This window comes from Dinoroseobacter sp. S375 (assembly GCF_049800775.1).
Lineage (GTDB): Bacteria > Pseudomonadota > Alphaproteobacteria > Rhodobacterales > Rhodobacteraceae > Dinoroseobacter.
In genome coordinates this window covers 309072-323595 of sequence record NZ_JBNAFR010000003.1, presented here as the reverse complement: position 1 = coordinate 323595, position 14524 = coordinate 309072, and the positions used below count along the sequence as shown (strand labels likewise).

Annotated in this window: 13 protein-coding genes; 8 read left to right on the top strand and 5 right to left on the bottom strand. The window is 65.3% G+C overall.

The window, feature by feature from the left end; translation table 11 throughout:
* Position 1 precedes the first annotated feature (1 nt).
* The 3 genes from yaaA to ACP150_RS09350 all read right to left on the bottom strand — a co-directional run bounded on the left by yaaA (position 2) and on the right by ACP150_RS09350 (position 3271).
* On the bottom strand, positions 2-808 hold the full coding sequence (gene yaaA, locus ACP150_RS09360) for a peroxide stress protein YaaA (protein ID WP_424966337.1): 807 nt from the start codon (positions 806-808) through the stop codon (positions 2-4).
* Positions 809-867: 59 nt separating this feature from the next.
* The gene (gene recQ / locus ACP150_RS09355; RefSeq protein ID WP_424966336.1) at positions 868-2907 is read right to left on the bottom strand and encodes a DNA helicase RecQ; all 2040 of its coding nucleotides are present in this window, start codon (positions 2905-2907) and stop codon (positions 868-870) included.
* A gap of 76 nt (positions 2908-2983) precedes the next feature.
* Positions 2984-3271, bottom strand: coding sequence for a YggT family protein (locus tag ACP150_RS09350; RefSeq protein WP_424966335.1), 288 nt, complete (start codon positions 3269-3271; stop codon positions 2984-2986).
* A 124-nt stretch (positions 3272-3395) separates the two neighbouring features.
* Between ACP150_RS09350 and ACP150_RS09345 the strand changes: the two genes are divergently transcribed.
* From ACP150_RS09345 to ACP150_RS09310, 8 genes are all read left to right on the top strand, one after another.
* The gene (locus ACP150_RS09345) at positions 3396-3932 is read left to right on the top strand and encodes an acyl-CoA thioesterase (RefSeq protein WP_424966334.1); all 537 of its coding nucleotides are present in this window, start codon (positions 3396-3398) and stop codon (positions 3930-3932) included.
* Positions 3933-3992: 60 nt separating this feature from the next.
* Entirely contained in the window at positions 3993-5324 is a 1332-nt protein-coding gene (locus ACP150_RS09340; protein ID WP_424966333.1) for an MFS transporter, read from the top strand.
* Positions 5321-6235, top strand: coding sequence for a penicillin-insensitive murein endopeptidase (mepA, locus tag ACP150_RS09335; RefSeq protein ID WP_424966332.1), 915 nt, complete (start codon positions 5321-5323; stop codon positions 6233-6235). The genes ACP150_RS09340 and mepA overlap by 4 nt, the downstream gene beginning before the upstream one ends.
* Positions 6208-7089: an esterase-like activity of phytase family protein gene (locus ACP150_RS09330; RefSeq protein WP_424966331.1), complete on the top strand. Its 882-nt coding sequence runs from the start codon at positions 6208-6210 to the stop codon at positions 7087-7089. The genes mepA and ACP150_RS09330 overlap by 28 nt, the downstream gene beginning before the upstream one ends.
* A gap of 92 nt (positions 7090-7181) precedes the next feature.
* Positions 7182-7805 carry a queuosine precursor transporter gene (locus ACP150_RS09325; protein WP_424966329.1) on the top strand — a complete coding sequence of 208 codons (624 nt, stop codon included), beginning with the start codon at positions 7182-7184 and terminating at the stop codon, positions 7803-7805.
* A gap of 372 nt (positions 7806-8177) precedes the next feature.
* A complete protein-coding gene (arfB, locus tag ACP150_RS09320) occupies positions 8178-8600 on the top strand; it encodes an alternative ribosome rescue aminoacyl-tRNA hydrolase ArfB (protein ID WP_424966328.1) in 423 nt (140 codons plus the stop codon).
* Entirely contained in the window at positions 8597-9862 is a 1266-nt protein-coding gene (locus ACP150_RS09315; RefSeq protein ID WP_424966327.1) for an aspartate aminotransferase family protein, read from the top strand. Before arfB ends, ACP150_RS09315 begins: the two co-directional genes overlap by 4 nt.
* Positions 9850-10809, top strand: a complete 960-nt coding sequence (locus ACP150_RS09310) for a phosphotransferase enzyme family protein (RefSeq protein WP_424966326.1) — start codon at positions 9850-9852, stop codon at positions 10807-10809. Before ACP150_RS09315 ends, ACP150_RS09310 begins: the two co-directional genes overlap by 13 nt.
* Here the strand turns inward: ACP150_RS09310 and pncB are convergent.
* Both pncB and ACP150_RS09300 read right to left on the bottom strand, forming a co-directional pair.
* Positions 10799-12091 (bottom strand): nicotinate phosphoribosyltransferase, encoded by a 1293-nt coding sequence (pncB, locus tag ACP150_RS09305; protein ID WP_424966325.1) that lies wholly within the window; start codon positions 12089-12091, stop codon positions 10799-10801. The genes ACP150_RS09310 and pncB overlap by 11 nt on opposite strands.
* 84 nt (positions 12092-12175) lie before the next feature.
* Positions 12176-14446, bottom strand: a complete 2271-nt coding sequence (locus ACP150_RS09300) for an ATP-binding protein (protein WP_424966324.1) — start codon at positions 14444-14446, stop codon at positions 12176-12178.
* Positions 14447-14524: the final 78 nt, after the last annotated feature.

Sequence of the window (14524 nt, the reverse complement as noted above, 5' to 3'; positions counted from 1 at the left end):
CTCAGGCCGCCTGCCGGGATTTGGGCTTTTTCGCGGGCTCCGGATAGGGTCGCACAAAAACCGGGCTCTGTGCCGTGCTCCGGTCGGGATCAAACGCATAGCCCCCGATCTCGAAATCCTGTAGCCCGGCCGTCTCTGTCACCCGGTTCTGAACCACGTAACGTGCCATGGCGCCGCGCGCCTTCTTGGCAAAGAAACTGACAGTTTTCGCCGCGCCATCCCGATCCTCAAGGAAGACGGGTGTCAGAACCGGCACGGTCAGCGCCTCGAGATCGACTGCCCCGAAATACTCCTGCGAGGCGCAGTTGACGATCGCCCGGCTTCCGGTCGCGGTGGCAGCCTCGTTCAAGGCCCGCGCGATCCGATCCCCCCACCAGTCATAGAGGTTCTTCCCCCGCTCGGTTTTCAGCCGGCTTCCCATCTCGAGCCGGTAAGCCTGGATCAGGTCCAGCGGGCGCAGGATCCCGTACAGGCCCGACAGGATGCGCAGATGATCCTGCGCATAGCGCATTTCATCCTCGGACAGAGTTCCCGCCTCGAGCCCGACATAGGTGTCCCCGGCAAAGGCCAGGGCGGCCGGGCGGGCCGCGTCCGTGTCCGCATCGGCCTCGAAAGCTGCAAAGCGTTCGGTGTTCAGCCGTGCCAGATCCTCGGACAACCCCATGAGTTTCTGCAACTCACCCAGCTTGAGCTTGCGCGCGACCGCCGCCAGCTCCACAGCGCTGTCTTGAAAGTCAGGCAATGTCGCCTCGGCTGGCACCGGCACGGTCCAGTCGAGACGCTTCGCAGGGGAGATGACAGTCAGCATGGGATCCACTCCGTCTCGGGTTTAGGGACATCTAGGCAGCGCCGCCGCGCCGTCCAGCATCAGGTGTCGCGCAGCACTTCGAGGAAGGCCTCACCGAACCGCTCCGCCCGGCGATCACCGAGCAGCTGGGTCAGGCCGTCCGTATCCGAGGGCCGGGTTTCCGCCACCCGCGAGAGCACTGCGGCGGAACAGGTCAACGGCTTCTCGGTGCCCATCGGCCCCCGGATCAGATCCGCCTGAGCTTCGAGCAGTTTGTCATAGGTTTCGCCCGCCGAGCGCCCTGCCAACTTGCGCCGGGCAGGCGAAACAGGCGCGGTGGCCTCACCGGAAATCACCTCGAGAAAGGCCGCGCCATACCGCTCGAGCTTCTTCGCCCCGACACCGCTGATCCGGGCAAAGGCGTCGAGGCTGTCGGGCCGCCGCTCGGCCATCTCGATCAGGCTGCGGTCATTGAAAATCACATAGGCCGGCACTCCGGCGGCCTCGGCCAAGGCACGGCGTTTGGCCTTGAGCGCCGACAGCATCGGCGCGTCCTCTTCCGAGACAAGTGCGCGGACCGCCGGACGCTGCGCGGCCTTGCGGAGCGTGTCGCGCCGCAACTCGATCCCCGCCTCGCCGCGCAGGATCGGACGGGCCGCCTGGGTCATCACGAGCGCGCCGTGTCGTTCCACATCGGGGCGCACCAGATCATGCCCCATCATCTGCCGAAACACCCCCTGCCAGGTCCGTTTATCCAGATCACGCCCGACCCCGAAGGTCGGCAGATCCTCGTGCCCACGCTGACGCACCTTGTCCGTGGCATTTCCCACGAGAATGTCGATCAGATGCCCGGCCCCGAAATTCTCGCCCGTCCGTAGAGCCGCCGAAAGCGCCTTGCGCACCGCCTCGGTGCCGTCGAACACATCGGGCGGGCTGTCGCAGAGATCGCAGGAGCCACAGGGCCCACTCTCTTCGCCGAAATAGCTCAGCAGGCTTTGCCGCCGACAGCGCAGGGCCTCGGCCAGCCCCAGAAGGGAATTCAACCGGCCATGATCGGCATTCTTGCGCTCGGGCGGTGCGAGCCCCTCATCGATCTGGCTGCGCCGCAGACGAATGTCATCAGGACCAAACAGGGTGAGCGTCTCCGCCGGGGCGCCATCGCGGCCCGCGCGCCCGATCTCCTGATAATAGGCCTCGATGCTCTTGGGCAGATCCGCATGGGCGACCCAGCGGATATCCGGCTTGTCGATGCCCATGCCGAAGGCGACCGTCGCCACGACGATCAGGCTGTCTTCCTGTTGGAACCGGGTCTCCACATGGCGGCGATCCTCGGCCTCCATCCCGCCATGGTAGTGGCAGGCCGCGTGCCCGGCCTCGCGAAGCGCCTGCGCCAAACCTTCGGTCTTGGCGCGCGTTCCGCAATAGACGATGCCCGACTGGCCTTTGCGCGCCGCGGCGAAATCCAGGATCTGGCGGCGCGGACCGTCCTTGGGGGCGAAGGCCAGATGGATGTTGGGCCGGTCGAAGCCGCGCAAGAAGACACGCGGCGGCGCGCCCGGAAAGAGCCGCGTGATGATCTCGTCACGGGTTTCCGCATCCGCCGTCGCCGTGAAGGCCGCGACCGGCACATCGAGCGCGCGGCGCAACTCACCAATCCGCAGGTAATCGGGCCGAAAATCATGGCCCCATTGGCTGACGCAATGGGCCTCGTCCACGGCGATCAATCCGACCCCGGCCCGCGACAACAGCCGTTGCGTGCCCGTATGCGCCAGCCGTTCCGGAGCCATGTAGAGGATCTTGAGCGCGCCCTCTTCGATCGCATCAAAGACCGCGTCCGTTTCCTTGGGCGTGTTGCCGGAGGTCAGCGCCCCGGCCGAGACCCCGGCCTCGCGCAATCCCCGCACCTGATCCCGCATCAGCGCGATCAGCGGCGAGATCACCACGGTGAGGCCGGGCCGCGCCAGCGCGGGCAATTGGAAACACAGGGATTTGCCACCGCCCGTGGGCATGATGGCCAGCACGTCCTCGCCCGCACAGACGGCACCGACCACCTCGGCCTGACCCGGGCGGAACTGGGAGAATCCAAAAACGGACGACAGAAGGGCGTCGGCTGCGGGCATGATCGGAGATGGCTGCTCTTTTTTCAGAGCATCCCACACTCCCTGTCGTGGGGCAAGGCGGCGTGACCGCTATATCTCAGTAAAACGCCGCGATGTTGTTGGTCAGGATGATCCGAAGGGCATAGACCCCGATCAGCACCACGAGCGGCGCCAGATCCAGCCCGCCCATATTCGGCAAAACCGCCCGCACCCGGCTGTAGATCGGGTCGAGCAACCGCTCGAGCCCGTACCAGATCTGCGCCACGAGTTGCTGGCGCAAGTTGAGCACCTGGAAGTTGATGAGCCAGCTCATGATGATGTGGACGATGATGATGAACCATACGATATCAAGGATCAGCATCAGGATCTGAAAGAGCGACTGCATGGGGGTCTCCGCGCTGGTTTTCCAAGACCTATGCGCCGGGCGCGGCCAACGCAAGGCATGGACGTCGGGTCATGGTTGACGCGCACGTCAAGAGGGCCATCCTCCGGCGCAAAGGAGTCCTCCGATGTATCCCTTCCTGCGCCTGTTCTATCAGCTCTTTCTCGCCCGGCGGATGCCGCCGCTGCGTCCGACCGATACCCATATCAGTCACCATCTCTGCTGGCCCTGGGACATCGACCTGTGGATGGAGCTGAACAATGGCCGCACCCTCACCCTGTTCGATATGGGGCGGATCCCCATGGCCCAGCGGGTGGGCCTGATCTCGCTGCTCAGGCGGAAACGCTGGGGGCTGACCATTGCCGGGTCCGTGGTGCGCTATCGCCGCCGGGTGCGGATGTTTGACCGGATCGAGATGCGGACACGGACCATCGGCTGGGACAATCGCTTCGTCTATATCGAGCAGATCATGATGGTGCGCGGCACCGTGACCAGTCAGGCCGTGTTCCGATCCGCCGTCACGGACCCGGATGGGATCGTCGCCCCCGATCGATTGCTCGCTGAGCTCGCGCCTGACCACCCGCCGATCACCCTGCCCGACTGGGTCCAGAGCTGGATCACCGCCGAGGCGGAGCGTCCCTGGCCACCGGAACTTGGCGCCTGACAAAGGGCCTTGCCCTTCGCCCGCCCCCCTGACCTAATCGGCGCGAAGTCGGAGGGCCCCATGACACCGGAACGCAAACGCATCCGCGGTTGGATGATGTTCGATTGGGCCAGCCAGCCCTATAACACGCTGCTCCTGACATTTGTGTTCGGACCGTATTTCGCGACCGTGGTAGGCGATCCGGTCGAGGCACAGGCGCTTTGGGGTTACGCGCTGACCCTGTCCGGGCTCAGCATCGCGGTGCTGGCTCCGATCCTTGGATCCCTCGCGGATCAGGCTGGGCGGCGGATGCCTTGGATCATCGGGTTTTCGCTGCTCTATGTGGCCGGGGCGAGCACGCTCTGGCTGGCGGCACCGGGGACGGACCTTGTCTGGGTCGTGCTGATCGCCTTCGGGCTCGGCCTGATCGGGATGGAGTTCGCGACGATTTTCACCAATGCCATGCTGCCGGATCTGGGCCCGCCGGCCGAGATCGGCCGCATCTCGGGCACGGGCTGGGCCGTGGGCTATGCGGGCGGGGTGGTCGCGCTGCTGATCATGTTGCTCTTTCTGGCAGAGAACGAGGCGGGCGTGACCCTGCTGGGCCAGCCCCCGGCGCTCGGTCTCGACCCGGACACCCGCGAGGGCACGCGCAGCGTCGGCCCCTTCACCGCGCTGTGGTTTGTCGTTTTCATGATCCCCTTCTTTCTCTGGGTACGGGAAACCCCGGCAAAGACACGAGGCCGGACCAGTCTTCTCAAGGGCTTGCGCGACCTTGGCACGACCCTGCGCAGCCTGCCGTCGCAACCGAGCCTGAGCGCCTATCTCGCCTCCTCGATGCTCTATCGCGACGCGCTGAACGGGATGTACACCTTCGGGGGAATCTACGCCCTCGGCGTGCTGGGCTGGAGCGTGATCGATATCGGCGTCTTCGGGATCATGGCGGCGATCACCGGGGCGGTCTTTGCCTATCTGGGCGGGTTCGCGGACAAGGCCTTTGGCCCGAAACCGGTGATTGTGCTGTCGATTATCATCCTGTCGCTGGTGGGGTTGACCATCGTGTCGGTCTCGCGTGAGGCGGTGTTCGGCATGCCCGTCGCCCCGGACTCGGCCCTGCCGGATATCCTGTTCTACATCTGCGGCGCGCTGATCGGCGCGGCGGGGGGCACCGTACAGGCGGCGAGCCGGACCATGATGGTCCGGCAGGCCAATCCCGACCGGATGACCGAAGCCTTCGGGCTCTATGCGCTGGCGGGCAAGGCGACGTCGTTCCTCGCCCCCCTGACCATCGCCATCGCCACCGATCTCAGCGGCACCCAGAGCGCGGGGCTCATTCCGCTCATCCTTCTCTTCCTCTGTGGCCTGCTTCTGCTAAGGTTCGTGCATCCGGACCCTGAGATGAGCAGACCATGATCCGTGTAGTATCCCGACTTCTCCTCTGTGCGGCACTGGCCCTGCCCGGCCTGAGCACCCCCAGCCTCGCCCAGCAAAAGGCCAACGCCCTTTTCGGGGCCAAGCCCAGCGGGTCGCGGCAGGCCCCGGCAGCCTTCGGGACCTATGCCAAGGGCTGCCTCGCGGGCGGCACGCAACTGCGCGAGACCGGCCCCACATGGCAGGCCATGCGCCTGAGCCGAAACCGCAACTGGGGCCACCCGGATGCCATCGACTTCGTCGAACGGCTCAGCAAGTTCGCCGCCCGGCAGCCCGGCTGGAAGGGGCTTTATATCGGCGATATCAGCCAGCCCCGCGGCGGGCCGATGACCTCGGGGCATCAAAGCCACCAGATGGGGCTCGATATCGACATCTGGATGCTGCCGCCCAAGCGGCTGAACCTGAGCCGGGCCGAGCGCGAGAAGATCAGCTCGATCTCGGTGCGGTCCAAGGATCAGCGCTCGGTCAATGGCAACTGGACGGCGCAGCATATGGCCATCCTCAAGGCCGCGGCCAAGGACCCCGCCGTGGACCGGATCTTTGTCACCGCCCCGGCGAAAATCGCCATGTGCAACGCCGCCAAGGGCAACAAGAAATGGCTGCAGAAGATCCGCCCGCTCTGGGGGCATCACTATCACTTCCATGTGCGGCTCAAATGCCCGTCCGGCGCGCGGGGCTGCAAGACCCAGACGCCCAGCGTGCGTGAGCTATCCAAGGGGGGCACCGGCTGTGATGCGAGCCTGAACTGGTGGGTGACCGATGCGCTCGCCCCGCCGAAAAAGACCGCGAAACCGGCCAAGCCTGCCAAACCCGCCCCCAAGAGGCGCAACGCCCGGGACTACGTCATGGCCGATCTGCCGCAGCAATGTCAGCAAGTGCTCGTCTCGCGCTGATCGCGCATGCACTCGCCACCTGCCTCGCGCTGGAGGCCGGAGCGGCAGAGCTGACGGGTGCGCTCACGCTGACCCATGTGGATCCGGACTTCGGCGGGCTGTCGGCCCTTTCGCTCAGCGCCGATGGGCGCAGCTTTCACGCCATTGGCGATCGGGGGCTCTTCGTCCGCGGAGACATGCTGCGCGCACCGAATGGCGATCTGCGCGAGGTGACCCTCACCACGGTGATGCCGCTCGACACAGGGGATGACGCCCCCGTGCGCCCCGAGTTGCAGGATGCCGAGGGCAGCGCGGTGACCCCGGAGGGCGATCTGCTCGTATCCTACGAAGGCTTCGCGCGGATCGAACGGTTCTCTGCCGAGGGCCGGCATCTCGCCCGCCTGCCGCGCCCGGCGATCTTCGACCGGTTGCAGCGCAACTCCAGCCTCGAAGCGCTGGCCACGGATGCGCGCGGCTGGGTCTATACCGTGCCGGAACGCTCCGGACAGCTCGACCGCCCGTTCCCGGTCTACCGTTTCGATGGACAGCGCTGGGACACGCCCTTTGCCCTGCCCCGGCGTGGGGATTACCTCGTCGTCGGGCTGGATTTCGGCCCGGACGGGCATCTCTACCTGCTCGAACGGGCCTTGCGCGGGGTGTTCTTCTCGACCCGGGTCCGGCGGTTCGAGATCGCCCCCGAGGGGCGGGTGACCCGCGAAGAAACCCTGCTGGAGACCCCGACCGGCACCCATGAGAACCTCGAAGGGCTCTCGGTCTGGCGCGACCCCGAGGGGCGACTGCGCCTGACCATGGTGGCGGATGACAACTTCAACCTCTTCCTGCGCAACCAGATCGTGGAATACCGGCTGGACTAGACTTGCGATGGGCGCGCCAAGGCGTTATGCGGGCCGCCTCTGCGCCCCAGCGGCGCCAAGTCTCCGCGACCTTGTAAAAACGGACCACATACATGACCCGCATCCACCTGCCCGGCATCCTTGCCATGGCGGCCATTGTCGTCGCATCCAATATCCTCGTGCAATTCCTGTTCGGCCAATGGCTGACCTGGGGCGCGTTCACCTATCCCCTCGCCTTTCTCGTCACCGACCTGATGAACCGCATCTATGGCAGCGCCGCCGCGCGCCGGGTGGTGGTGATCGGGTTCGCCGTGGGCGTTCTCTGCTCGCTCATCGGCAGCCAGATCCATGGGGAGTTCGGCCCGCTCGTCACCCTGCGGATCGCGATCGGTTCGGGCCTTGCCTTCCTGACCGCTCAGCTGGTGGATATCGCCGTGTTCGACAAACTGCGCTCGGGTGCGTGGTGGCGCGCGCCGCTGGCCTCGACACTTGTGGGGTCATCGCTGGACACGGCGATCTTCTTCACCATCGCCTTTTCGGCCAGCCTGACCATGATCGAGCCTGGAAACGATGTTTCCTGGGCCGCCGAAGCGCTGCCCCTTCTGGGTGTCGGACCGGTCGTGCCGCTCTGGGTTTCGCTCGCCGTGGCGGACTGGATGGTCAAGCTGAGCCTCGCTTTGCTCGCTCTCATCCCCTTCCGCCTGATTTTGCGGCAGGTCCGCCCAAACCTAGCATAAAAGGTTTTGACAAACACAAAATCTGTGGCAGCATCTCCCTAGGTTCAACAATCGAAAGGAGGTGATCCAGTGTCTAAAAAGGTATTGGAGAGAGGTGTCGGGACAACTGGAGTGGCGCGCTTCTGAGGCAGCCCTTGGCGGTGATGACCGCTCCAGCGGATCGGTTGCATTGCAACGCATCTAACCGACCCCACCTCCGAAACTTTCGGCTGGGCCGCCCCGAACCGGGCGGCCCTTTCGTTGTTCTGGCGGCGAGATCCCGCCACCCCGACAGAGGACCCTGCGGCCTGCCCGCCCAGAGGCCGGGAAACCTCTCGCTTGGACCGGCGCGCTTGTGTATCACCGTAGAACCAGCGACCGAGACAGCACCCCATGTTGCAGATCAGCGAGACCATCACCTTGCAGGACTGGGAGATGACGGAAACCTTCATCCGATCCTCCGGGCCGGGCGGTCAGAATGTGAACAAGGTCTCGACGGCAGTCGAGCTCCGGTTCGAGGCCGCGCGGAGCCCGAACCTCCCCGATCCGGTCAAGGCCCGACTCAAGCGGTTGGCCGGACGACGCTGGACAAAGGATGGCGCGCTGATCCTGCAGGTGGACGAAACCCGCAGCCAGGCCCGCAACCGCGAGATTGCGCGCGAGCGGCTCGCAACCCTGATCCGCGATGCCCTGAAACGCCCGACCCGGCGCATCCCGACCAAACCGACCCTCGGATCGAAACGTCGGCGGCTCGACGCCAAGACCCAGCGCGGGCAGGTCAAGGCCCTGCGCGGTCGGGTGCAGGATCGCGAATGACCGACCCGCTGGAGCGCCGCGCACGGCTGATGGGGCCGAATGTCCCGACCTTCTACGACCCGCCTCTGCATATCGTGCGCGGCGAGGGGGTCTGGCTCTGGGATGCGCGGGGCCGGCGCTATCTCGACGGCTACAACAACGTGCCCCATGTGGGCCATTGCCACCCCCATGTGGTTGCAGCCATCGCGCGGCAGGCGGGCGTTCTGAACACCCACACGCGCTACATGCATGACGGGGTGCTGGACTATATCGAGCGGCTGACGGGGCGGATGGGTCACGGTCTCGACCAGGCGATCATGGTCTGCACCGGCTCCGAAGCGGTCGATGTCGCCCTGCGCATGGCCCAGGCGGCGACCGGTGCGCGCGGGTTGATCGCGACGGACAACACCTATCACGGCAACACCACGGCGGTCGCGCAGCTCAGCACGCGGCGCCCCCCGGTCGGCGGCTACCCGGATCACGTCCGCCTCATCCCCGCCCCGGATGCGCGCCAGCCCGTTGGCGGGACGGCCGACGGACAAGCCGCTGCCTTTGGCGCGGAGGTGGCGCGCGCCGCTGCCGAGTTGGAAGCCGCCGGGCACGGGGTCGCGGCCCTGATCATCTGCCCGATCTTCGCCAATGAAGGGTTGCCATGCCTTCCGCACGGATTTCTCGACCCCGCACTGACAGCCCTGCGCGCGGCAGGGGGGCTGGTGATCTCCGACGAGATCCAGCCCGGTTTCGGGCGGCTGGGCGATGTCTTCTGGGGGCATGAGGCACTGGGGTTTGCCCCGGATATCGTCACCCTCGGCAAGTCCATGGGCAATGGCCACCCTGTGGCCGCCACCGTGACCCGGCCCGAGATCATGGGCGCGTTTCGCGAGGCTTTTGGCTATTTCAACACGTTCGGCGGCAATCCCGTCTCGGTCGCCGCGGCGGATGCGGTGCTGGACGTGATCGAGACCGAAGGCCTGATGGAGAACGCCGCCCGGGTCGGGGCCTATACCCTTCAGCGCCTGAACGCACTGCGACATCCGGCGATTGCCGACATTCGGGGACGCGGGCTCGCCTTTGCCATCGAGCTGGTCGGTGAGACAGGGGCCCCGGACCCGGCGCTGGCCAACGCGATCACCGAAGAGGCGAAGCGCCGCTGTGTGCTGATCAACCGGATCGGGCGACAGATGCACATCCTCAAGATCCGCCCGCCCCTGCCCTTTGCCCCCGAACATGCGGACCGCTTGGCGGACGTTCTGCAGTCGAGCTTCGACACATGCCCGCGCTGATCGCAACCGAGGCCCAGGCCGCCTGGGGCTGTATCGGCACGCCCGAATTGCTCAGCCATCGCGAAAATGCGGTCTTCGCCGTCACCCTGCCTGATGGCGCGCGCGCGGCGTTGCGGGTGCACCGGGTCGGATACAAGACCATCGACGAGATCGCCGCAGAGCTGGCGCTTTGCGATGCGCTCGCGGCAGCGGGGTTTCCCTGCCCGCGGGGTCAGCGCACCGAGGCTGGCGACTGGATCTGGCAAGGCCCGGGCGCGGCGGTGGCCAGCGTGGTGACCTGGGTCGAGGGCGCGCCACTGGGCCAAGGCGACGCGCCTCTGCCCCCGAATGCACCCGCGCTTTACGAAGCCCTGGGCGCATTGCTGGCCCGGCTCCATACCGCGTCTCCGGTGTTGGACCGATCGCCAGGGCGACAAGGCTGGGATCTCGACGGTCTGACCGGGCCCGAACCGATCTGGGGACGGTACTGGGAAAGCCCGATCCTGTCGGAGGCCGAAGCCTCCATGATGGTGCGCGCCCGGGACTTTGCGCGCGACCGGCTTCAAGAGCTTACCCCGGCCGCACAGGTGCCGCTGATCCACGGCGACGCCCTGCGCGAGAATGTGCTTGTGACCGAGCAGGGGCTGGCCCTCATTGATTTCGACGACTGCGGCCCGGGCTTCCGGCTCTATGATGTGGCGACGGCGCTGACCCAGAGCCTTGACGAGCCCTGTCTGCCGGATCTGCGCGACGCGGTTTTGCGCGGCTATGAAGACGTGAGCCCCCTTGGGGCGGCGGAACGCGCGGCCCTGCCGCTTCTGTCGACGCTGCGCAGCTTTTGTGCCCTTGCATGGGTCATGCCGCGCTATCCGTCGGGCCATCCCAAGGGCCCGCTTTACAAGGCGCGGGCGCTCCGCGCCGCGGAGGCCGTTCTGGCGGGCGAGGATTTTCTGAGCGTCAGACGATGACGTCCATCGCCTCCTGCGCGCCCATCTCGAACACCCGCTTGTAGCGCGCGATCTCGTCCTGGGGGCCCATGGCCTTGTTGGGATTGTCGCTCAGTTTTACGGTCGGACGGCCATTCGCCGCCACCGCCTTGCACACCAGCGAAAACGGCGCGAGGCGGTCCCCCTCCACAAGTCCGCGGAAGTCATTGGTCAGCAGGGTGCCCCAGCCGAACGAGACACGCACCCGGCCCGTGAACTGCGCCTGCAGCTCCGCGATCTTGTCCACATCGAGCCCGTCCGAGAAGATGATCAGCTTGTCCCGGGGGTCTTCGCCTCGCTCGGTCCACCAGGCAATGGCCCGCTCGGCCCCGGCCGCAGGATCCCCGCTGTCGATGCGGATCCCGGTCCAGCCGGTCAGCCAGTTCGGGGCCTCCCGCAGGAAGCTCTCGGTGCCGTAGGTGTCGGGCAGGATGATCCGCAGGTTGCCGTCATGCTCTTCGTGCCAGTCGGCGAGAACCTGATAGGGCGCCGTGCGCAGCTCCGCGTCGTTTTTCGCGAGGGCAGAATAGACCATCGGCAGTTCATGAGCGTTGGTGCCGATGGCTTCGACCTCGCGCCGCATGGCGATCAGACAGTTCGAGGTGCCGACGAACTTCTCGCCCAGCCCCTCGATCATGGCCTGCACGCACCGATCCTGCCACATGAAGGAGTGGCGCCTGCGGGTCCCGAAATCGGCAAGTCGCAGATCGGGGATCTCGCGCAGGCGCTCGACCTTTTCCCAGAGCCGCGTCATCGCGCGGGCATAGAGGACCTGCAGCTCGAATTTGCCCATGTCATGGAGCACCGCCCGGGAGCGCAGTTCCATCAGCACCGACAGGGCCGGGATTTCCCAGAGCATGACCTCATGCCATTGTCCCTCGAAGGTCAACTCATACTGGCCGTCACGCTTGGTGAGATTATAGGGCGGCAGCTTGAGACCCTCGAACCACTCCATGAAATCCGACCGGAACATCTGACGTTTGCCGTAGAACATGTTGCCGCGCAGCCAGGTGGATTCCCCGCGGCTGAGCGACAGGGACCGGATATGGTCGAGCTGCTCGCGCAATTCGCCCTCATCGATCAACTCAGCCAAGCGGACATCCTTGGACCGGTTGATGAGGCTGAAGGTGACCCGCGTGTCCGGCCGGTTCCGGAACACCGACTGGCACATCAACAGCTTGTAGAAATCCGTATCAATCAGGGATCGGATGATTGGGTCGATCTTCCAATTATGGTTGTAGACCCGTTCCGCGATATCGACCACGCATCATCCTCCGCAAGCACGCCAGGTCAGGACGAGCGGCGTTTTGTGCGGTGATAGCCGATCTGCGCCCGGGACGCAAAGTTGCTAGAGCGCGACCGTTTTCAACGTATCAGAAGCCGCAGGCGCCTGCAGATGCGCCGGTGCGAAATCCGCAATCGCGGCAAAGAGGTCGCGCCGACGGATCGGTTTCGTCAGGAACCCGTCCATGCCCGCCTCAAGGCACCGGTCTCGATCCGATGCGAAGGCATTCGCCGTCAATGCCAGGATCGGAACCGGGGGCGCCGTGCCCAATGCCTCGATTTCGCGGATCAGCCGGGTGGCCTCTATCCCGTCGCAGCGCGGCATGGACATGTCCATCAGGATCAGATCGGGCGCCTCGGTGCGGAACTTATCGACCGCCTCAATCCCATCCACCGCAAAGATCAGCCCCGGTTTGACCCGGTCCAGAAGCTTGCCCAGCAGCAGGCGGTTGGTGCGGTTGTCATCCGCGACGAGGATGCGGATGTCCGGCGGGATCTCGGCGATGCCACCGGTTGCCTTGCAGGTACTGGTTTTGGGCGCGGCGTCCACGGCCCGGGTCAGAAAGCGCAGAGTAAAACAGGAGCCTTCGCCCGGAATGGAGGCCACATCGATATCGCCACCCATTTGCCGGGCAAGCTGTCGCGAAATGGCCAGACCAAGCCCGGTCCCCCCGAAATGGCGGGTCGTCGCCCCATCCGCCTGGGCAAAGGCGGCAAAAATATGGGCGAGCCTGTCTTCGGGAATTCCGATGCCGGTATCCTTCACGGCGATCCGGATCTCGTCACCCTGAGGGCCGGGCACGGCGGACACCCGGGCGCTCACACCTCCGGATTTAGTGAACTTGATGGCGTTGCCCACCAGGTTGAGAAACACCTGCCGCACCCGCCCGGGATCGCCCATGAACTGGTCTGCGGGCAGATCCTCGAACGTCAGAGAAAGAGACAGCCCCTTTTCCTCGGCCAGCGGATGGATAAGCGCCAAGGCCCCCTGCAATTGGGCGCGCAGGTCGAAGGGGATGGTCTCGATCTCCATCTTGCCTGCCTCGAGTTTCGACAGATCAAGAATATCGTTGATGATCGTCAGCAACGCCTCCCCCGAAGACAGGATCGTCTGAACCGTCTCTCGCTGATCCCGCTGGAGCGCCCCGGACAGGAGAACATCGGACATGCCGATGATCCCGTTCAAGGGTGTGCGGATCTCATGGCTGACCATGGCGAGGAATTGCGCCTTGGCGCGAGCGCCTTCCTCGGCCGCAGTCTTGGCATCGGCCAGCTCTTTCTCGCGCTGCTTGGCCTGGGTGATGTCCCGCTCGATCGCCACCTCGCCCTGCACGATGCCATCATCATCGACCATGGGGGTGATATTGGTCTCGACCCAGATATCGTTGCCGTCCTTGGTCCGGTTGATCAGCTCCATCCGGACGGGTTCATGGATATCCCGCGCCTTGAAGATCGCGGCGATCGCCTCGGTATCGGTGTTCGGCGAATTCAGCAGCTCGGCCGGAAGCTTGCCCAAGGCCTCCTCCGCGGTATAGCCGGAGACCCGGGTGAAGCTTGCATTGGTGTATTCGATCCGCCCCTCGCGGTCTGTCACGATCACGCTGTCATTGGCATTGGCAGCGACCATCGCCAGATGGTGCGCCTCGCGCGTGCGCGCTTCGAGGGTTTGGAAGGACTGGTCCAGCATGTCCTGGCGGTGGATCAGATCCCGCTCCATGGCGATCCGCTTGGTATGGCTGCGCAGCACGAAGCGGATAAAGGTGTAGACCATGTAGCCCAGCATGAGCGTCGCCAGAAAGTCGAAGACCAGCTGCCCATGGCTGCCCCGTCCGGCAAAGCCGTCCAGCGCGAAAAGAGACGCAATCGCAATGATATAGATGACAAGGCGTGCCTCGGTCGCGCGCCGGTGAAATGGATAGACCAGCCCTGCATTGATCACCGCACCGCACATGTAGACGACCGCGAAGAATCGCGCCTCGGGCCCCGCCGTAGCGCCCCATCCCAGCCAAACGCAGATGGAGATGCTGATCGCCTGGATCGCCGCCGTTCCAACCGACGCGGCCCGGGCCCGCGGCCCGTAGTTTCCGCGCCGCACAAAGGCCCGCAGGGTCAGGCAATCCACGGCCTCCCCCGCAAGGGCGACGAGCAATGCGACAAAACCCAATTTCGGGCTGACAAGCACCCCGAGGATCGCGGCCCCGATGATCGTGAGGACCTGACGTCCGAGAAAATAGGTTAACCGCCCCCGCGCATAGCTCGCGAAACGGCCTTCCGCGCTGATGCGGTCCTCGAATTTCTGACGCGTGTTCTGCGTCTCGCGGGCTGGTAAGAACATGGGCTCCGCCGTTCAGAGCGATCGTGAGCCTTCTTCATCACAGAGAAGAGTTAACAATTTCTGCACGGGTCCCCCCGT